Genomic DNA, 20,822 nt, shown 5'->3' with positions numbered 1-20,822 from the left:
TTATTGATTTGCCCCACCATTCACTAATAAATGTTGGCCATTCACAAAAGAAGATAAATCACTTGCAAAAAATTCTGCGATATTAGCAACATCTTCTACTTCTGCTAATCTTCCCATGGGGCAACTGTCAATCAATGATTTTCTCAATTCGGGATAGCTTCCTTCTTCTGCAAAAATACCGGAATGGTCTACTGCAAACGGAATAATTGTATTCACTGTTACCCCACGATGTCCAATTTCCTTTGATAATACATCCACTAAATATCTTGGTGTCATTTTACTCCCACCATATACCGCCATTCCTTGCACCGGAAATGCTGTAGTACTTGAGGCTACATAAATAATACACCCCTTATCTTCCACTTGCAGAGCAGCCTGTTGCATGGTAAAATAAGCACCTTTTGTGTTGATGGAAAACAATCGATCAAACTGTTCTTCAGTAAATTCGGTAACTGGTGTTTCCACCATTTCGATACCGGCATTTGCAACCACAATATCTATTTTGCCAAATGCTTTCTTTGCTTCATCAAATAGATATTTGATATCGGCTACCTTACTTACATCTGCTTTTACAGAAATAACCTTAGCTCCCATAGCCTTGATGTTGCTTTCCACCTCGTCTGCTGAAGCTTTATCTCGTGAATAATTCAACACGATATCAGCGCCCAGAGCGGCATAACGTTCTGCAATGGCTTTTCCCAAACCTCTTCCTGAGCCCGTAATAATGGCTACTTTATTTTGTAATGAATTCATTGTTTTTGAATTTTTAAATTAATAATGATTGTATAAAATGATATTATTGAACCGATGATTGTGACATTTGTCGGGTATGGATTTTTTCAACCACCCAATTGTTCATCCAGGCAAATACAAATCCTGAAATGATGGGTATCAACAGTTTCAATATCGGCAGTGGTTCCAAAGGCGGATGAATACCAAACAAAATAATAAGCCCTAGAAACCACGCCGGTATGTTGTTCAGTTTTTTTGTTTTTGCAAAGTATGCTAATGAACCAATATACAGGAATACAGAAAGCGGGAAACCAAACTGGCCGATCAGCTGGCTTAATAATCCGGCTGTTACCTGTATCAGAACTGCCATACAAATACCCAGTACAATTTGTAAAAATGCCCACAGAGAACTTTGCCACTTTTTACCGAAAATGTAAAAACTCACCCAGGCAATAAACATGACCCATGTAGGCCACTGCTGTGAAAAAGAAACAGTTACTGCAATCGCCCCGAACAGGCCAAAAGCTATTGCAATTGGTAAAGTCTTCATGTTTAAATTTTTAAGATTAATAAGAAATATTATTAGGCCATAGCGCCATTAACTCCAATGGTTTGCCCGCTGATCCATTTCGCATCATCACTGGCAAGAAAGGCTACGATTTTGGCAATATCAGCAGGTTCTCCCAAACGGTTGAAAGCATTAAGCGAAGCCAAACGATCTATTACTTCCTGAGGCTTACCTTTGGTAAATAATTCGGTGTTGGTTGGTCCGGGAAGGATTGCATTTACATTGATGCCTCTAGAGCCTATTTCTTTCGCAAAAACACGAGTTAGTTGTTCCACTGCACCTTTAGTAGCGACATAGGTTCCATAGGTTGGCATCATCAATCGTGTTGTAGTAGAAGAGAAATTAATAATACTGCCATTATCTGCAAGCTTGATAGCCGCCTCTCTTAAAGTATTAAACGTGCCTCTTACGTTAATGTCAAACTGGCGTGAAAAGTCTTCGTCTGTAGTGTCTTTAATCAGTTTGGTAATCATGATACCTGCATTATTAACCAATACATCAATTTTTCCATAATGACTGATAGCATTGTCAAATAGTTGTTCTACGGCATCTGAATTACTGATATCCGCCTGTAGAGCAATAGCATCACCTCCGTTATTCTTAATAGAAGTTACGACTTGCTCTGCAGCATCTTTTCCGCTAGCATAATTTACAATAACTTTTGCGCCGGCTGTAGCCAACTGTTGTGCAATTTCAGCACCAATACCTCTTGACGCTCCGGTCACAAGGATTACTTTGTTGTTTAGATTACTCATAATACTTTGTTTTTATAAACGTTAATTTTATAGTACAAAGTTGACACATGATTGATCCTGAAAACGTACAAAGATTATAGCAAATGTTGTAAATTTCTAAGGTAGCTTACCGAAATACTGTTTCCTATATTCGACAGGGCTGATTGAAGTATATTTTTTGAAGTAATTGCTAAAATGAGGTGTTTCTAGGAAACCTAAACGAGCAGCAATTTCTTTGATACTGAGCCCATTGTCTTGAAGCAAAACTTTAGCTTCAGTCGCTGTTTTATCTGCAATCCATGAACTGATTGTTTTCCCCGTTTTACTGCTGATAACACTTGAAAGATAGTTAACATGCAAACTTTGTAAATCTGCATAATCCTGAACTCTTAATTGTGTATTTGTTTTTCCACTCATCAGATCCCGAAAATGTTGTTCAATATTCAACTTAAAATTTTTCACAATCTGTGAGCTTCTATTTCCTTCATAAATGGGATTATAATCCTGAAAAAAATATTCTTTTATTTTTAGTAAAAGTGCAATAACAAGTGCTCCAATGATTTTATTCTTGTATAGAGAATGTCCTTTATACTCTCTGTTTATTAATGTATACAATTCTTCAATCTGAGCAAATTGATCCTTTGTTAAAACACGTGGAGCAATGGTTTCCGACAACAGAAAAGAGAAATCACGATAAACATCATCGTGTACATATTCCTTTAAAAATCCTTCTCCGAAGGTTATCAGACAGGTATGCTCAAGTTTTTCCCACTCAAAAATCCGGTAATTTCCAGGGTTGGTAAAGTAGACCGTATCTGAAGTTACTTCAAATCGCTGGTCATCAATGGTATAATATCCCAATGCGCTTTTTATAAACAGAAAACTAAAATAATTGGGACGAAACGGTTCCGAACGAAACGGTAAGTCTTTAAAAGTTTGCTCAAGATAATGAATCGTAAACCCGGATTCTTCTTCTAAATAATCTATAGAAAGTCCGAGTTGCTGATACAGTTTGCGCAATGTTCGAACATTTATATTACTATTTGCCATTGCATAAATTTGGTATAAACTTAATCATTTAATCGTTAAAAATAGCATAATGTAGAACGGACAAAAGAAAATTTTGATACTTGTAATCTTTCAGAAAAAGTAATAATGCAAATTAATAATATAACAACTGGGCACATAACAATTAATTGGTAAAAACCAGATTGCAAGGTTTTATTCTGGTTCTTTGGATTTAGAATTAAAACAAAAAACCACCTCATCGTAACAAGGTGGTTTGTGATTTAACCAAAAGATTGGCTATAAAATTTAAGGTTTAACAACTGCCCAACCTTCATATTCTCTAAGAATTATTTCTCCGTTGGCACTGGGGGTATAATTTACAAAATCGAAAAGTTCGCTCTTGGCAATTTTCTTTTCTTTCAGTGTATTTTCACACATTACCATCACGACTCCTTTATTTTTCAGTGCAGTGAGTGCCAATTCATAGGAGTTATCTTTTTTAAACATCTCTACACCTCCTCCAAATGCAAGTAACTCAACTTCAAGTTTCCCTTTTAATCGAGGATCTTCCAAAGCATTCCCTACATTTTTAATAATCGCTTTTATTTTATTTTCATCGGATTCATTGATGATATATAGAGCATTATAGTGTTTTTTACTTGCTTTTGCAATAGGATATGTTGAAGTAGTTTGCTGAGCTAAATGTTTTACAGCAATAAAAGCTGTCGCCAGAAATAGTATTTTCTTTATATTTTTCATTTTTATTCTTTTAAAAGTTGATCAATTTCTTGGTAAAAAGAATCTTTGCTGTAATCTGCCATTCCTGAATGATGCAGCCTTATTTTGCCATTTTTATCCAATACTACCGTTGTAGGAAGTGATCCGCTGAAATATTCTGAGGGGATATTATCTTTGGGAACTAAAAAAGGCACTGTAAATTTTTCTTTGTCGAGATACGCTTTTCCCGAAGAAGCTTCATCATCAAGATTTATCGTAAGAAAAACAACATCAGCATTGGATTGATATTTTGTATAAAATTCCTGTATTGAAGGAAACTCTGCTCTACAAGGCGGACACCAAGAAGCCCAGAAATTAATAAATACAACTTTATCTTTCAATTCGGAAGTATTGATGATTTTGCCTTTTTCGTCTCGCACACTAAAGTTGACAGAAGGTGAATTTTTATTCTCTCCTTGCTGTTTTCCGCTCGATTTTTCTTCTATTTTAGAATTAAATAATCCCGTCGAAATTGCCTGCCTCATCAACCAGGCTTTAGCATTTGGACTGACTAATAATACCACAAATAGTACTCCCAAGATTGCGGTGCTCCAGTTTTTTTTGAACCATTGTTTAAGCTTATCCATTTTTTGCACTCAATTATTTCTCTGTTAATTTTTTTAAAAACTCATACACTTCAGGTCGGTCGAAGTCTGTTCCGCCTTTTATATTGGCTTCCAATTCTCCACTTTTATTAAATATTAAAGTGGTAGGAATCGCTCCCTGAAAATATTCAGAAGGAATCTTTTTTCCTGCAATATAAACAGGCAAATCATAATTTTTACCCTTCATAAATTTTTTAGATTTCGCTATATTTCCTTCCACATCCAAGAGTACAAAAACAATGTTGCTATTGTCACTAAATTTATTTTTAAGATTATTAATGGTAGGCATTTCTTCTACACATGGTCCGCACCAAGTTGCCCAAAGGTTGACGAAAACTACTTTTCCTTTCAGTTCTTTCAACGATACCTTTTTTCCATTTTCACCTATAAAAACTAGATCTTCATTGGTAAATCTCTCTACTTTCTGAGAATGATTTGGACTTTGAAAATCGTTGATTGAAGGTTGATTGGCTTTTATTCCGAAAGAGATTAAAGCGATACACAAGATAAAAATATTTCTTTTTTGTATTATAAATTTGTTCATTTTATTATTTTTTGAAGTTCTGTTTTTCCTCCTTTTGAAGACTTTTTAAAAATTTTATGATAAAGAGAAAATGCCCCGACAACTTTGGCTATCGTATAAGAAGCAACTTTTTTAGAAAAGTTACTGATGGGATTGATGGATTTCTCTTATCATTTTTGATGTATTAATCATTACAGACCTCTAGAGCCGATAAAGATTAAAGAAATTAAAATCACTGTAATCTACTTATTAAAGCAGATTGGATTGGTTTTAAAATCAAATGATAAGTTTGCGGTATTGTAAAAATATGGGGACTTTATTTCCTCTTTTGGAAGAATCATAAACAGGATGTTTCTGAGAATTAAGAAGCAGAAAAGCACCTCCTAAAAAGATGAATGCAAAGGCTATAAATCCATGAAGGTCTGAAACCGAAAATGGAACGTCACCATTCGATATAATGTCTTTTTCTTTACAAAAATTACATTGCCATGCAGAAGTACTGCCAGTAAATTTTTCTTTAGGAATTGATGAATTATTTTTCGAATTGGTCTGTATCTTCAGAAGATTTTTAATTCCAAACTTTACAGCACATGAAAAAATCAGAATGCACAAAATGAAAACTATTCCTAAAACAGATCTCATTTTACTATTTTGATATAACTTCTGAACGCTCATTCCTACAAAAGTATATTTTTAAAAAGTTCTTTCAAAAATATTAACAATTTTTATTGTTTTATCGTTGTGCATTTTGGGTCATTACTTTTCAAAAACAGATAGAACCAATATTCAAGAGGCGACATCGCCTGACAGAATTCTAACCTCTTTACAAACCCTCTTCGTGGTAAGAAAACCAAAGAATATAAATGGGTGCATTGACTGAAGACCCGGAACGTATGGGTGTGAATTGCCCCTGAAGATCTGCAATTTGTTATCCATTTCTATTTAGTTTTATCGAATATATAAAATTTTAAATCTCCTTTATTCATCACCTCCCTTCAATTCTTAAATATTTCACAATTTTTCAATACATTTGCCCTCATTCTCATATTAAAATGAGTTTTCGAAATTATTAGTTTTTATATCCTCAACTGCTGTTGGGGATTTTTATTTGGAAACCATCAAATCTTTCCTAATAAAGTAAACATTAAAGATTTAACCTGGATAAAGCTATTTCTTTAAATTTTAGGAATTAAACAGTATCTTGCTGTAAACAATAACTGAACATGTACAAAATATGAAAAAGAAAAAAGAGAAGTCTGTAAAATGCCCATGCTGCTCTATGGAAAAATACAAAGCCGAAATTTCGGTCTGCCTATCCATTCTTGAAAATATTATAAAAATACATTTTAAACAATACAAAGATCTAAATATTGATGCCTATGAAGATTTTACCAACAACAATTTTGAATGGGCCTGTGATTTATGTCTGAAAAACAAAAAGGCTATCATCGCAATTCCTCCATTACAAAATCATGTTTGGAATCCCAAAGTGGCATATTATGATACCTATTTAATTTGCAGGACTTGTGGTAAAGACTTTACGTTTACTAAAGAAGAAAAAAAGATTTGGTATGAGACGTTACAATTCTGGATACAATCTAGTCCCGTAAATTGTTTACAATGCAGACAACAAATCCGTTTACTGAAAATTCAATCCAGTACTCTTTCCAGCATCCTCAAAAAAGATAAAAAAGAGATGTCTATTGAGGAATTAACTACAGTCGTAGAAATTTATCAAAAATGGAATAAACCGGAAAAAGTAAAACATTACGAATCACTTCTGAAGAAAAAACAGATGTCATCTTAAAAAAATAATTCCTTAGAAGTTGGAAAATGCGATGTAATCATCAATTACTTATGAATACGAAACGGAACAAATTGTTCCACTTTTTTATTGACTTGTTCTCTTGTTAAAATACGTCACAGCTTGTCGCTTTTAAATTAAGTTGAAACACAAGATGAATTTCCTTAATAACAATTCTACCAAATTACATATATTTGAGACTTAATCCGTCGAACGAACCTTTATTACACCAAATAAAAAAAGCTACACAAAATTTTAAACGACCTGTCTATGGACAAAAAAGCTAAAAATATATTATTTAAAACCTATTGGAAAAGCGGCTGGATTGATGAACAGCACAGACAAACAAATATCGCTGACTTTGAGTATGCCAAATCAAAAAGCTTAATGTTTGATCCTTTAACAATTTCGCACGATCAATGTTTAGAGACAATTTTTGAGATTCTTCCTACAATTTCAATGGATAAAGTGGCAACCGCATTTTTAAGTAGCCTTTCAAGCAGACGGTTAGATTGGCGTTCAAGTTTGGCTTCTTATTTCATTGCGAAACAATTGGTACCTCATCCCTATACCCAAGCCGTAAGTGGACAAAGCTTTGGAGAAAATGGAGAGGAAACACACATAAGCTATACTTGTGGAGTTTGCAGAGATTTAAAATATAGTATTATCGGCGAAAAGGAGTATCAAAATGAAGACCTAAATGTTTTAAATTTTGAAAGAATAAAATGGGGCGGAGTCAGACACGGACAACTTATTTATACCTTGTTAGACCTTCAACAGCTTCAGATAGCCGAAATCCCTGAACCTACGACAGAAGATATTGAAATCTTCAAAAATATTTTGAACATCATAAATACTTCTCAACCCAACGACTATCCAGGGACGTTAGAAAAAAACCTTTCAACAGCTATTAAATCAACGAAAGACGAAAGGAAAATATTAATTGAAATTTTAGCATGCATTGATATTCTAAAACCATCGTCTTATGAAAGACCAAGCAGAGGAAAAAGTGACTGGACTTTTGTAGAATATTGGCGTGGAGAAGATAAATACAATGAAGAAGCTTTGAATACTTATTTTGGAAAATATATGAAGTAACAGACCATCACAGATGATCTGTTATAATTAAGTTCTAATTTACAATGGTAAAAAAATAGACATAGCAAAACCTATTAACTCTACATACAAAAAGTATCATCTTGCACTAAACTCATGCTTAGATTCCCTAAAATTCAAGTACCATATCATGCCAGATTTCGCCTCCATGAACAGATTTTGAAATACCTAAATCTACAAAGCCAAATTTGTTATAATAAGAAATCAAATATTCTTTACAAGTGAGTGTGATTCCTTTTCTATTTTGCTCTTTAGATTTTTCAATTAAATGATTTATAAGTTGAGCTGCATGGCCACTGTTTCTATATTCAGGAGACACGGCTAAACTAAAAACAGATTGCCAACTTGCATGCTCATCATGTAATTCTACATTTGAAAACATTTCATCATGAATGGTTTTATTGTTCGTAACCATCCCATTAATATATCCAATCATCTTGTTATCGTTTTCCAGGATCCAAAAATGATTGGGAAACACCTTTAATCTCTTTGATAAAGATTCAAAAGTAGCTGCTTCGTTAGGAGGAAAACAACTGTTTTCTATAGTATGGATTTCTTCTAAATCTTTTATTGTGGCATTTCTAAAATTCATATCAGCAAAATTGGTAATTATTTCAAATGTAATGAAAATCTATAGCTGTTAAAGAATTTATTTGGAAGTTGGTTTTAATGTTTTCTCATTAAAGAAGGCTGCTACTCTATCCATTCAAAACTAAAATCTGGAAAGTTATCCGTTTTAAAATGATAGCTGATATTTTTTGAACTTAAGAATTCCTTAATAGTCAATATCAAATTTTGTATAACCCAAATACACATTGAATTGTTTTGATTTTTAAAAAGATCTATATGATTCCAAACTTTAAAAAAAGTAAGCTTAACAATTTCCTCTGCATATTCCTGTGAATGACCTGCCCTAATAGCTAAACCATACAGAGTACAACCATAGCACTCGTATAATTTGTCTAAACCGGCTTTTTTATTATCTTTTATTAATAAAAATAAATCCGTGTCTAATTCTATATTAGAAATCTTTTTTATCATTGGGCATGGTTATAATGGATATTATTGTATACCCATGTGTTTTTCACATTTTAATAATTATTCATTCGGAAATTGAACAACATAAGAGGAAAATTGAAAAACCAACCCATTATCTATAATCGCTCCTGATATTCACATTTCTTTGAATTATTATAATTTATAAAGCAAATCTTATGCTATCAATCTTAAAAATGAAGTAATGAGGTATCATTGTGGTATGCTTTAAAATGAAGTCGCTAAAACCGCAGTTGAAACGTAAATTTCCAAGGATAGAGCAAAAAATTCTTAATTATTCATTCTTTAAACTACAATGCAAAACCATACTTAATTAAAACAATTATAAGTATTAAAAAATCTAAAATTTAAAATAATAACAAAAAACATATCGATAATTCAAAAAGATATTTATCTTTATTGTCTCAATTTGAGAATTAAACTAAATCATGATATGAATTCAAGAAAATGTAAACGTATGAGCATGCATACTCTGTTTTATTTCAATCCAATAAAAAGAAATAAATACATTAGTAAAAGGTTATTATTAACCCCTGCATTATTCTTTTTGGCAAGCTGTTCTTCTGACAGCATTGGTGATGGAAACGGAATTACTCAACCACCTGTAGATGCAACATTTACAGTAACTAAAACTGCTGAAAATAAATACCATTTAAAAAGGACCTATAACAATTATATTCTTTCAAAATGGAATATAGATAACAACGGCTATAATACAGGAAAAAGTGATGAGGATATTTCTTTCCCTGATGCAGGAACCTATGTTATTCAGCACCAAGCTATAGGAATTGGTGGTGAGGTTGGTGGAACTTCTAGCCAAACTATTGTTGTGCCCACTTCAGATCCTGTTTCAGGAAATATCATTCAGGGAGGCAGATTTGATACTCCCGAAGAAATCTCAAAATGGTCTAAACACATCATCAGCTCTACACAAGCAGAATGGGTTTTTGCAAATGGAGCCGTTACAATGGTTGCTAATGAAGGCAGACAACAAGGCATTTATCAGGCTGTTAATGTAGAAGCAGGACAAAAATATGTTATAGACATGGTGGCTTCTTCAGAAACAGCTTTAGTAGATACCTGGTTTGAAGTCTATGTTTTGAACAGCATTCCTGCTTCTGGTACAGATGTTAGTGGTACCGTTTACAGAAATATTAATACTTGGGATGGCTGTGGCAAAAGTCCGTTTAAAGGGAAAGTTTCTTCCATAGGCTGTAATTCATCCAAAAACGGCGGGGTTTATACAGCCAGTACAACCGGAAAAGTTTACTTATTTATTAAATGCGGAGGAAAGACCGTGAATGGATTAAGCATTGATAAAGTTGAATTCCGTAAAATATAACACCAATTAACCATAAAATTTTAATATGAAAACAAAACACTCATCCCGTTTCGTGCTTAGAAATGCTGCACTTTGCAGTGTCGCACTTCTTTCTTTTTTCACTACTAGCTGTAGCAATAACAGCACAGATATTTCTAATAATGACAATCAAGGAAAAGAAAATATTTCCGCAAGTTCTATAGAAGTATGGCTGACCAAAGGAGATCAATCAGTAAAACTTCAACAGCAAAATAGTGTCAACTTTTCTACGGCTCCAAGCACGGGAACTACCATCGAAGTTGATGCCTCAAAGATTTTCCAGACCGTGGATGGTTTTGGATATACTTTAACAGGAGGAAGCGTTGAGGTAATTAATCAGCTAAATCCTGCTAAAAAACAGGAGTTACTAAATGACCTGTTTAGCAACTCTGGAATAGCTGTTAGCTATTTAAGAATTAGTATTGGAGCCTCAGATCTTAGCAGTGAGGTTTTTACATATAACGATATCCCTTCCGGCCAGACAGACCCTACCCTTTCTCAATTTAGTTTAAACAAAGATTTGGCACTTATTCGGATGTTAAAAGATATTTTGATCATCAATCCAAATATTAAAATTTTAGCGACTCCATGGACAGCACCTGTTTGGATGAAAACGAATGGAAGTGCTATCGGAGGAAACTTAAAAACTGAATATTATACTACATATGCGCAATATTTCGTAAAATATATTCAGGCAATGAAAGCGCAGGGAATTAAAATTGATGCCATAACTCCTCAAAATGAGCCACTACACCCAGGAAATAATCCAAGTATGTATATGTCTTCTACGGAACAGGCGGCGTTTATTAAAAATGGGTTAGGACCTGCTTTCAAAGCTGCTAATATGAATACAAAGATCATTGCATATGATCATAATTGTGATAATCCGGCGTATCCTTTGGCTATTCTAAATGATCCTGCTGCTAATCCTTATGTTGACGGATCAGCTTTCCACCTTTACGCAGGAGATATTTCGGCTTTAAGCAATGTTCATAATCTATTCCCGAATAAAAATCTTTATTTCACAGAACAATGGACAAGTTCTTTAGGCGGTTTTTCCGGAGATTTAGACTGGCATATGAAAAACGTTATTATTGGATCTATGAGAAATTGGAGTAAAACCGCATTGGAATGGAATGTTGCCAATAATACTTCATTTGGACCTCATACCCCAGGCGGCTGTACACAATGCAAAGGTGCCATTACTGTAACAAATAATTCTGGTTATGATAAAAATGTTGCTTATTATATTATCGCTCATGCTTCAAAATTTGTTCCTGTAAACTCTCAGAGAATAGCTTCTACACAAGCCACTAATCTTTCAACTGTAGCGTTTACAACTCCGGAAGGAAAATCCGTTTTAGTTGTTCAGAACAGCAGCTCAACCAACCAGACATTTACTATTAAATATAATCAACAAACGGCTCCCGTTACCATTTCAGGAAGCTCAACAGTTACCTATGTTTTTTAAAATTTAAATCGATACAATATATTGCTGCCAAGCATTATGTCTATTGTGAAATTGGCTATATTTGAAGTATGATTAATTCCCTATAGATAGGCGCTATTTATAGAACAGAAAGCGACTGACAAACCGAAACAATTATGAAAACTTTTAAGATTTATCAAATAGATGCTTTTACAAAAGAGAAATTTAGCGGAAATCCCGCAGGAGTAGTTGTAAATGCCGATGGATTGAATGCTACTCAAATGCAGCAAATAGCAAGAGAACTCAACAATTCTGAAACTGCTTTCCTTTTTTCTCCTGACGACAGTAGTTGTGATGGGATAATAAGATATTTTACTCCACAATCAGAAGTCCCGATTTGCGGACATGCTACTATTTCCGCAATGTATGCAAAAGCTATTGAAGATAATTTAGACTCTTGCATTTTAAGATTTAAAACGCAGGTTGGTATCCTTCCTTTCGAAATAATAAAGGAAAAAGAAGATTACCAAGTAATAATGACGCAGGGTAAATTTGAACTCAGTCCAACATTTGATACCATAACATCTCAAAACATACTATCTGCACTAGGATTAGACTATTCTGATAAAGATGAAAGATGTCCTATTCAAATTGCTTCTACAGGACATTCAAAAGTTATGATTGGTATAAAAAGCAGGGAAAAACTCAATAACCTGAATCCTGATTACAATAGTTTAATCCAGCTAAGTAAAGAGATCAACTGCAACGGATATTTTGTTTTTACATTTGATTCGAACGATAGCGAGGTACTGACCTATGGAAGGATGTTTGCTCCGGCAATTGGAATCAATGAAGATCCGGTTACAGGTAATGCAAACGGACCATTGGGAGGATATTTAATACAGAATAAAATTATTGATTGTAAAGATAATGTATACGAATTCAAAGGTAAACAGGGCGAAAAAATAGGCAGACTTGGGGTTGTAAACGTAAGTGTTACCATTGAAGATGATTTGCCTTCATTGATTACAATAAAAGGTGATGCTACCGTAGTATTTACAACAGAGATTCAAATCTGATGATTAATTTACTAAAAGACCGACATGATTTATAGCAGAATGGGTGAATAATTTTCATCTTAATTATTGATTATAGTTCTTTTTCAACTATTTTTACCTCATAATACATTAATAAAATATGAGAAAAATCGTATTTGCAGGAATATTAGCTTTAGGAGGATTTCTAACAGCAAATGCACAGTGTAAAACTGTAACCAATCTTACAGAAAATTTTGATACCTGGAAAGAGATCAACAAATGCTGGACTGCCCAGCAAGGAAAAGCCATGCTTTATGCCAGTGAAAAAAAAATCATATTTTATTCTATGAATAGCCCTGGAGAAAATATGTATCTCATTACTCCAAAAATTAAGGCAGGAAAATATACACTTACCCTTGATATTTCAGACAACGGTGGAGAAACAACCTTAGAATTGTTTTCAATAAATAATACTTCCGATGCAAAATCGTATGTTTCAATAGCTAAAGCCTCTAAAATAGCAGGAGGCAAAAAGACATTTGATATTTCTTTAAAAAAAGATTCAAATTTGGGACTGAAAGTTTTATTGAACGGAATCCATCAAGCAGTTTACGTGGATAATTTTTCTTTGAATCCAAAAAAATAAAATAGTCAAGATTAATCTGTAAGGAATAACCTTAAATTTTATACTTCATTAAAAACTAAAACCCTGTATCTAATGCAGGGTTTCAGTTTTCTAATCATTATTAAACTCTACCAAGGCAAAGGGGCCTTATCTCCATTTTTGTTCTCTGCATAATAAAGAGAAGAAAGGAAATGGGATAAATACGTAAATTCTGTATAACAATGCTCCATCAATCCAAAACCAATATCCTCAGACAGAGGAGTATCAGTATCTGCAGCTAAAGCACCCAGGTAAAAATGACTTCTCAATGAGCAGCCAAAAGGAGTATCTCTGGCTACATGAAACATAAAACCATCTTCCGGATCTCCATTGCTATCCAGTAATGTATCTTTTCCAAAGCCAATTCTAGCATAAATAACGGCACCTACATTCCCCTCAGCATACGCTTTCTCTAACAAGCCCGGAGTAAAGACTTCCTCAGGAGCATGAAATTTTATCGTAGCAGGTACAGGCGGAATTTCTCCCAATGCTTCAGTCGCATGAATAGTTGCACCAATATAGCTTTCGTTTTTCACCCATTTGCTATCCCATCCGCCATGCAAGATATGGTCATGCGGATGCCACCATTTTAAATGGGCAGTGGTTTCAAAATAGGTAAACCACCACTCCAGCATTTTGCTTTTACAGCCATGCAAATCTGTTCTCATAGAAACCTGAAGCATTCCGTTTTCAAGTCTTTTTAACCCTGCTTCCAATCTTAAAGGTTTAGGGGATAGCAGGGAGTCTATATCCGAAAGTAGGATATTCTGCTCTTCTTTAGTCAGTCTCATATTCACTTTAATTACTTATTATTCACCAAAGGTAGCTGGAGATTGCTATTGAAAAACTTAACCTTTGTTAAGCTTTTCTAAGAAGATTTATGGTGACTTTGCTTCAATATTCGGCTGTACGCTTCCGGAGTAATTCCTAAAAACTGAGCAATGTATTTATAGGGAACTTTTTTGGCAATATCAGGATAATACATTCGGATGAATTCAATCATTTCATCCTTTCCATATAATAGCTTCATATCAGTAATAAGAATATCTTCGGCAATAATCTCAAGAACCGTATTTCTAATGATCTTACCAAGACTCATCCCATTATTATAATACTCCATAAAATCAGATGCAGGTATTGAAATGACTGTACATGGAGTGATACTTACAATCTGATATCTGGATACCGTTTGGTGAAGTAGACTGTCAAAGTTGGTACATAAATTTCCGGGCTGAAAAAATCTGCCAATCACTGTTTTTTCACCAAGTGTAAATTCAGAAGCCAGTATCCCTTCTACAACAAAAAGCACATCACCATAACGGAAGTTTCTTTTTAGAATGATCTCATTTTTTCTGAAAGACTTTACATCAGAATTCCTCAACAAACCATTCCACTCTTCATCATCAGGAAGCTCTTTAAGATTGAATATTGTTCTAAGATGATCTTCTAAATTTTTGTTTTTCATTAGAATAAAGATATAAAAAGATTGATAGCAGCTGATATAATAGATGGTCGGTTTCGTGTACAAGTCTTGATTTTAAGAATCAAGACTTTTTCATCACATAATTAGTACATTTTGGCTGTACATAAATTCAAATTACATTATATTTGTTATAAATGAGTAAAGTGTAATTATGTTAATTGGCTATGCAAGAGTAAGCAAGTTTGAACAAAATTTAGATTTACAAACTGATGCTTTTAAAAATATAGGAATAGAAAAAATTTTTGTTGACAAAGTAAGCGGTGTAAAAACCGAAAAACCACAGCTAAATCAACTTATTAATTTTATACGGAAAGGAGACACTTTAACGGTGTGGAGATTAGACAGAATTGGACGAAATACGGTTGGCTTAATTCAGTTTGTTAATGAACTGAACGAAAAAGGAGTACATTTCAAATCACTTTCTGAAAATATTGATACAAGTTCCGCCAGTGGAAAACTAATTTTTCAAATATTTTGTGTTTTGGCTGAGCATGAAAGAAATGTATTAATTGAGCGAACTAATGCGGGGCTAAAGTCAGCGAGAGCAAGAGGAAAAAAAGGTGGTAGACCAAAAGGATTGACAGAAAAACATAAGGAGATTGCACCTTTAGTAAAAGAATCATATAATAGTAAAAAGGTTCCAATTGAAAAAATAATGAAAGCATTTGATATTGGAAGTAAAACAACTTTTTATAAAATAATTAGATCTTAAAAATGATATAATGATAAATAATAGTTCGTTAAAAACAAAGCTGTAGGAGCTGAACGCTTCCAGTTCCGGAACTAATTAACGAACTAAAAAATAATTAAATCTTACAAAACGATCTATTTTTCAAACTTTTCCTCTTTTGACCCCGTGGCAAGCCTCAAGGTATTCTCTTCGAATAAATTAAAACGCTCATTAGCAGCAAGTGAATCTAATTTTAGTCAAATATGTATATAAACATTTAGTTAGGCTCTAACTCCCAATTACAATCCATGAAAATAAAAGTGTATTCCCCTTCAAATCCTTTACTTAAAAAATACATCGAGAGTATTTATATACTCACCCATACCTCTGAAGAAAAACCCGCCAAATACATCACCTTCCCAACTATTTTTACCATTGTATCAATCAGCGAAAAATCAAAATCGATTACTAAAGGAAATAAATTAATAATTCAGCAATGCGATAACAATGAGGTTGAAACAAATTTGGTGTCTAATTTCAATAAGCCCGTCTATGTCGAATACGAGGGGAAAATAAACGAAGTTACAATCTATTTTAAACCGCTAGCTATTAATTCATTTTTGGAACACGACTTAAACCATTACAACAGTTCAAACTTTTCTGAATTTTCACCTTTTGAAGATTATAGAAAATCTATGATTAAAATTCTTTCTTTGCAAAATGACACAGAAAAAATTCAAGCTGTTGAAGGCTATTGGTTATCCAAATTAATAGGATTTGAGCATAATTTCCTTGAAACTATTTTGTCTGAAATGATGTATGAAGAAAATAATGCTTTAACAATTACAGAACTATGCGAAAAAAATGCTATTTCACGTACAACTTTAAACAAACACTTTGGCAGACATATCTGCAAAACACCATCTCAATTCAAAAAGATACTAAGATTTAGAAATGCGGTTAATAAATACTCATCTAATAATGCAAGAAACAACTTAACAGATATTGCATATAGTGTTGATTATTTTGACCAGTCTCATATGACAAGGGAGTTCAAATCAGTGACCGGATTTTCTCCTAAGGTTTTTTTTGAAAAAACGACTGCGCTAGAAAGAAAACAAATTCGCTGGCTATTTTTATAGTTGGGTTTACGTTTGTACAATTTTTTCTTTTATGATTAAAGTACTTTTGTCACTTCATCATAAAAAGATACCCATATGACAACCCGTCAAATATATTTTATTACAACTATCTTCTTCACAGCTATTTTGCAACCTATTGTGGTCCAGTCACAAAATTTAGGAAGTATAGTTAATCCAATAAGCTTGCACTTAAAAAAGCTTGAAAAAGAAAATAACTTAAGTGGTGTCGTTCTTATTGCAAAAAATGGCAAACCGATATATAGAGAAGCATTTGGTTTTGCCAATTTGCCGGACCGTATTAAAAATAAACAGGACACAAAATTTAATTTAGCTTCTATCAACAAGATGTTCACAGCAATGGCTATTATGCAATTGGTGGAATCTGGTAAAATTTCGCTTCAAGATAAAGTAGGCCAATATCTTTTGGATTATCCTAATAAAACCATTGCTGACTCTGTAACAATCCATCAATTATTAACGCACACTTCAGGAATGTCCAGCTTTTGGGAGGAATACGACAAGCTTGCAAAAGTAAACTTCAAAACAGTTTCTGACTACCTTCCATTGTTTGTTAATAAAAAACCGGCCTTTACTCCGGGTAGCGACTTCTTGTATAGCAATTCCGGATATATCGTTTTAGGATTAATTATTGAAAAGGTGTCGGGTCAAAATTATTTTGATTTCGTAAAAGACCATATCTATAAACCTGCAAAAATGATTAATACTGATGCTTACGAATTGGATAATGCTATTCCCAATTTAGCGACTGGCTATACAATGTCATTGGAAGAACCAGGGCAATGGAAAAATAATATTTTCTCAAATTTAGCAAAAGGAACTCCTGCCGGTGGTGGCTATTCAACAGTTGATGATTTGTTGAGTTTTGCCAATGCTTTACAAAACAATATTTTACTTAGCAAAGAGAGTGCAACTCTTTGTACATCAGGCAAAGTGAAGTATAGAGAAGGAATGTATGGCTATGGGTTTGAAGAAAACACTATAAACGGGCACCGCATTATCGGACATACCGGTGGACACGATGGTATTGCATGTGAACTAATGATTTATCCTGATTTGGGCTACACTGTTGTTATTCTAACAAATAGTGAAGTAGAAAATTATTGGGAAGTGAGTAATCTAATTAAAAAACAATTAGTGGGTTCAGCACCATCAATTGACAATTTTTTTTACACTAAAGATATAATTAAGACCATATACAACAAAGGGTATGAAGCCGGCATTAAGACAATAGAACAAAATTCAAAGAAATATTCATTAAGAGAAAATCTTATTGAAAGATATGGTTATAAGCTATTGTTCGAAAAAAAGACCAATCAGGCAATAGATTTATTTAAAGTAAATATTCAATTTTTTCCAAACTCAACTTATGCCTATTATTATATAAGTGAAGCATATCGGGTTTCAGGTCAAAAAAAACAAGCGATTGAATATCTAAAGTTATATCTTGAAAAAGAGCCAGAAGACAATGATGCTAAATTAAAATATAAATTACTAATGAAATAACTACCGCTGAGAGACATTTGGATAGATTGGGTAAAAGGCTAAATTTAGGATTTTTGTACATCAGCAAACTAATTCTGTCAACAGATAAAAACTCCAATAATGACCCCATAACAAATTTTGGACAAACTCCCTACAAAATCCTCTATCCAATCTCTTGATGAAGATCTATCGAGAATACCTGTTATCTGCATCTTTGAGATATGTTATAAATTGAGTAAATTGCAGGTCTCTAAGTTACTTTTACAATGTCCAATTTTGAAATGTTTTTCGATTACATTCAAGAAATATCAGGCAAAATACTGTCAGAAGATGATAAGCTTTTGCTGACAGCGCATTTTAAACCTAGAAAACTTCGAAAACGGCAATATTTTTTACAGGAAGGTGATGTGTGCAAATTTATTGCGTTTATTGTAAAAGGATCTGCCAAGACCTACACAGTAGACGAAAAAGGGCATGAAAATATATTGAGATTGTCTGTAGAAAATTGGTGGCTCACAGATTTTGAAAGCTTTTACCGATTGACACCGAGCCACTATCATATTGAAGCGCTGGAGGAACTGGAGATTCTGCAAACAACAAACGCGGAAATTGAGGAATTCCTCAAACATATCCCTGCCTTTTCAGCGATGTCGAGCATCATCAATCAAAACAACACAATTGCAGCACAGAAAAGAATGCAGGCTATAAATCATTCGGCTGAAGAGCGTTATGAAGAGCTGCTTAGGGTTTATCCTTATTTTCTACAGCGGTTTCCACAAAATATGATCGCTTCTTATCTGGGATTAACATCTGAAACTTTGAGTAGAATCAAGAAAAACGCTTTAAAATAAATTCCTTTTCGTAAAGCTTCGTTAACCTATTACAACTTTTAAGATGAGCCAACGAAGATCTTCATTTCATGTAACGTAAACATCGTATTAATGAATATCTGAATCTGCAGAACCTGTTCTCCCTAATATCTCAATTCTATTTGTTCCAACTTACATCTTTTAACTAATTAAAAAATATTTAATAACAGAGATTACCCTTTTTCTATTCTACACCATTCTAAATTTCCGACTTTTACATTTTCCATAAACTCCTATTTTACAGCGATTTAATTTGTTTATTTGATTTACATCATCGGTTTTAATTGACATTTGTCACCTGTCATCAATGATTAATATCAACTTTCAGTTCGTTTTGATGCACCAACTTTGCATGTACTTCAGAACTAAAAAAATCTGAGGAATTTCAAAACAATTAATAGTAGAAATCATGAGTAAATTAGAAAACAAGGTAGCCATTGTTACCGGTGCTTCAAAAGGAATAGGTGCAGCGATTGCAAAATACTTCGCCCACGAAGGTGCAAAGGTTGTAGTAAATTATGCTTCAAGCAAAGAAACTGCAGATAACGTAGTAAAGATAATTACCAATAATGGTGGTGTAGCAATAGCTGTGCAGGCTGATGTATCCAATGAAGCAGATGTAAGCCGATTGTTTGAAGAAACCAAAAAAGCTTTCGGAACACTGGACATTTTAGTAAATAATGCGGTATCTCAGGGATATGCAGCTATTGAACAAATTTCGGTAGAGGATTTCCACAAAAGTTTTAATGTTAATGTATTGGGAACTATATTAACCATCCAGTCGGCTCTGAAACTTTTTGGTGAAAAAGGTGGAAACATTATCAATATCAGTTCGGGCGCAAGTAAATCTCCGCTTCCCAATGCATCTCTATATTCTTCAACCAAGGCTGCAATAGATGCTTTTACCGTTGCATTGTCGAAAGAATTGGGTGCTAAAAATATACGCATCAATTCTATTTTGCCAGGCGCTACCGATACAGAAGGTGCATCCAGTGCGGGCGTTACTGCGGGAAGTGATTATGAAAAGATGTTTATCGAGAAAACACCGCTTGGCCGTAGAGGAAAGCCTGCAGATATTGCGAAAGCAGCAGTATTCCTAGCTTCCGATGATGCAGCTTGGATTACGGGTGAACAGATTTCCGTTTCGGGTGGTATGTATGGTTTTTAGAAACTGAAAGGGAATAAAATACATATTCTGAGAACAATAAAAAAGAGGGAAAAAGCATTTAAAAAATGCTTTTTCCCTCTTGTGACCTCAGCGGTTCATTTTCCGAAAAATTTTGTGGAAGATTTAGACAAAATTGCGCAACTCTCATCAATTAATACATATTAAAAAACAAATTCTATCAGATACTCTATTTGAAAACTAGTATCTAAATATAGCTCAATACAAAATCGTGGAATTGATTTTATACGAAAAAATGTAATTTAATACTTTATTCAATAATTAATTATTTTGTTAATTTTATTGTTTAAAACTAAAACTACTATTAACCATGTCTAAAATTGCAATCTGTATTAGGGTTAAAACAAATGATATATTTGATTTTATACAGAAGAGTTTATCCACAAATATCTTCGATTTAGCTTATAAAAAAACTCATTTAAGTGCAATTGAAGATATTTTCTTTTAATTTTATCATAGTTCCCAAGAAATTCCTTTTTGCATTACTAATGTGAATTATCAAAGTAAATGCTAAAATTTTTCAAATAAAATATGGGTAGCATTTATAGCTCCCCAT

The 20,822-nt window shown here is 33.4% G+C and carries 23 protein-coding genes; 11 read left to right on the top strand and 12 right to left on the bottom strand.

The window, feature by feature from the left end; genetic code table 11:
• From BUB80_RS02445 to BUB80_RS02410, 8 genes are all read right to left on the bottom strand, one after another.
• Positions 1-753, bottom strand: coding sequence for an SDR family oxidoreductase (locus BUB80_RS02445; protein ID WP_073290606.1), 753 nt, complete (start codon positions 751-753; stop codon positions 1-3).
• A gap of 43 nt (positions 754-796) precedes the next feature.
• Complete coding sequence (locus BUB80_RS02440; protein ID WP_073290604.1) at positions 797-1,282, bottom strand: DUF1097 domain-containing protein; 486 nt, start codon at positions 1,280-1,282, stop codon at positions 797-799.
• A gap of 32 nt (positions 1,283-1,314) precedes the next feature.
• Complete coding sequence (locus BUB80_RS02435; protein ID WP_073290602.1) at positions 1,315-2,055, bottom strand: SDR family oxidoreductase; 741 nt, start codon at positions 2,053-2,055, stop codon at positions 1,315-1,317.
• 96 nt (positions 2,056-2,151) lie between these two features.
• Positions 2,152-3,084 carry a helix-turn-helix domain-containing protein gene (locus BUB80_RS02430; protein ID WP_073290600.1) on the bottom strand — a complete coding sequence of 311 codons (933 nt, stop codon included), beginning with the start codon at positions 3,082-3,084 and terminating at the stop codon, positions 2,152-2,154.
• 264 nt (positions 3,085-3,348) lie between these two features.
• Positions 3,349-3,801 carry a DsrE family protein gene (locus BUB80_RS02425; protein ID WP_073290598.1) on the bottom strand — a complete coding sequence of 151 codons (453 nt, stop codon included), beginning with the start codon at positions 3,799-3,801 and terminating at the stop codon, positions 3,349-3,351.
• Between the two features lie 2 nt (positions 3,802-3,803).
• A complete protein-coding gene (locus BUB80_RS02420; RefSeq protein ID WP_073290596.1) occupies positions 3,804-4,406 on the bottom strand; it encodes a TlpA family protein disulfide reductase in 603 nt (200 codons plus the stop codon).
• Positions 4,407-4,419: 13 nt separating this feature from the next.
• Positions 4,420-4,968 (bottom strand): TlpA family protein disulfide reductase, encoded by a 549-nt coding sequence (locus tag BUB80_RS02415; RefSeq protein WP_083546999.1) that lies wholly within the window; start codon positions 4,966-4,968, stop codon positions 4,420-4,422.
• Between the two features lie 255 nt (positions 4,969-5,223).
• Positions 5,224-5,622 carry a hypothetical protein gene (locus tag BUB80_RS02410; protein ID WP_073290592.1) on the bottom strand — a complete coding sequence of 133 codons (399 nt, stop codon included), beginning with the start codon at positions 5,620-5,622 and terminating at the stop codon, positions 5,224-5,226.
• Positions 5,623-6,181: 559 nt separating this feature from the next.
• On the opposite strand from BUB80_RS02410, the gene BUB80_RS02405 reads away from it, so the two are divergent.
• Both BUB80_RS02405 and BUB80_RS02400 read left to right on the top strand, forming a co-directional pair.
• On the top strand, positions 6,182-6,754 hold the full coding sequence (locus tag BUB80_RS02405; protein ID WP_083546997.1) for a zinc-ribbon domain containing protein: 573 nt from the start codon (positions 6,182-6,184) through the stop codon (positions 6,752-6,754).
• Between the two features lie 267 nt (positions 6,755-7,021).
• The gene (locus BUB80_RS02400) at positions 7,022-7,849 is read left to right on the top strand and encodes a hypothetical protein (protein ID WP_073290588.1); all 828 of its coding nucleotides are present in this window, start codon (positions 7,022-7,024) and stop codon (positions 7,847-7,849) included.
• A 127-nt stretch (positions 7,850-7,976) separates the two neighbouring features.
• Here the strand turns inward: BUB80_RS02400 and BUB80_RS02395 are convergent, their stop codons facing one another.
• A complete protein-coding gene (locus tag BUB80_RS02395; RefSeq protein WP_073290586.1) occupies positions 7,977-8,459 on the bottom strand; it encodes a GNAT family N-acetyltransferase in 483 nt (160 codons plus the stop codon).
• Positions 8,460-8,560: 101 nt separating this feature from the next.
• Entirely contained in the window at positions 8,561-8,908 is a 348-nt protein-coding gene (locus BUB80_RS02390; RefSeq protein ID WP_073290584.1) for an RNA polymerase sigma factor, read from the bottom strand.
• A gap of 472 nt (positions 8,909-9,380) precedes the next feature.
• Between BUB80_RS02390 and BUB80_RS02385 the strand changes: the two genes are divergently transcribed.
• From BUB80_RS02385 to BUB80_RS02370, 4 genes are all read left to right on the top strand, one after another.
• Positions 9,381-10,265, top strand: a complete 885-nt coding sequence (locus BUB80_RS02385) for a hypothetical protein (protein WP_139262495.1) — start codon at positions 9,381-9,383, stop codon at positions 10,263-10,265.
• A gap of 25 nt (positions 10,266-10,290) precedes the next feature.
• On the top strand, positions 10,291-11,754 hold the full coding sequence (locus BUB80_RS02380; protein ID WP_073290579.1) for a glycoside hydrolase family 30 protein: 1,464 nt from the start codon (positions 10,291-10,293) through the stop codon (positions 11,752-11,754).
• 134 nt (positions 11,755-11,888) lie between these two features.
• Positions 11,889-12,791 (top strand): PhzF family isomerase, encoded by a 903-nt coding sequence (locus BUB80_RS02375; RefSeq protein WP_073290577.1) that lies wholly within the window; start codon positions 11,889-11,891, stop codon positions 12,789-12,791.
• Between the two features lie 118 nt (positions 12,792-12,909).
• Positions 12,910-13,395: a hypothetical protein gene (locus BUB80_RS02370; RefSeq protein ID WP_073290575.1), complete on the top strand. Its 486-nt coding sequence runs from the start codon at positions 12,910-12,912 to the stop codon at positions 13,393-13,395.
• A gap of 107 nt (positions 13,396-13,502) precedes the next feature.
• On the opposite strand, the gene BUB80_RS02365 is transcribed toward BUB80_RS02370, so the two are convergent.
• Positions 13,503-14,204 carry a DAPG hydrolase family protein gene (locus BUB80_RS02365; RefSeq protein ID WP_073290573.1) on the bottom strand — a complete coding sequence of 234 codons (702 nt, stop codon included), beginning with the start codon at positions 14,202-14,204 and terminating at the stop codon, positions 13,503-13,505.
• A gap of 77 nt (positions 14,205-14,281) precedes the next feature.
• On the bottom strand, positions 14,282-14,878 hold the full coding sequence (locus tag BUB80_RS02360) for a Crp/Fnr family transcriptional regulator (RefSeq protein WP_073290571.1): 597 nt from the start codon (positions 14,876-14,878) through the stop codon (positions 14,282-14,284).
• Between the two features lie 169 nt (positions 14,879-15,047).
• Between BUB80_RS02360 and BUB80_RS02355 the strand changes: the two genes are divergently transcribed.
• The 5 genes from BUB80_RS02355 to BUB80_RS02335 all read left to right on the top strand — a co-directional run bounded on the left by BUB80_RS02355 (position 15,048) and on the right by BUB80_RS02335 (position 20,248).
• Positions 15,048-15,608, top strand: a complete 561-nt coding sequence (locus BUB80_RS02355; protein WP_073290569.1) for a recombinase family protein — start codon at positions 15,048-15,050, stop codon at positions 15,606-15,608.
• A 266-nt stretch (positions 15,609-15,874) separates the two neighbouring features.
• The gene (locus tag BUB80_RS02350; RefSeq protein ID WP_073290567.1) at positions 15,875-16,708 is read left to right on the top strand and encodes a helix-turn-helix domain-containing protein; all 834 of its coding nucleotides are present in this window, start codon (positions 15,875-15,877) and stop codon (positions 16,706-16,708) included.
• Positions 16,709-16,783: 75 nt separating this feature from the next.
• A complete protein-coding gene (locus tag BUB80_RS02345; RefSeq protein WP_073290565.1) occupies positions 16,784-18,232 on the top strand; it encodes a serine hydrolase in 1,449 nt (482 codons plus the stop codon).
• A gap of 245 nt (positions 18,233-18,477) precedes the next feature.
• Positions 18,478-19,062 (top strand): Crp/Fnr family transcriptional regulator, encoded by a 585-nt coding sequence (locus BUB80_RS02340; RefSeq protein ID WP_073290563.1) that lies wholly within the window; start codon positions 18,478-18,480, stop codon positions 19,060-19,062.
• 427 nt (positions 19,063-19,489) lie between these two features.
• Positions 19,490-20,248, top strand: coding sequence for an SDR family NAD(P)-dependent oxidoreductase (locus BUB80_RS02335; RefSeq protein WP_073290561.1), 759 nt, complete (start codon positions 19,490-19,492; stop codon positions 20,246-20,248).
• The last annotated feature ends 574 nt before the right edge of the window (positions 20,249-20,822 follow it).

Source organism: Chryseobacterium polytrichastri (genome assembly GCF_900142445.1).
Taxonomy (GTDB): Bacteria; Bacteroidota; Bacteroidia; order Flavobacteriales; family Weeksellaceae; genus Chryseobacterium; species Chryseobacterium polytrichastri.
The sequence above is the reverse complement of the archived record's forward strand: the minus strand, read 5'-3'. Positions and strand labels throughout refer to the sequence as shown.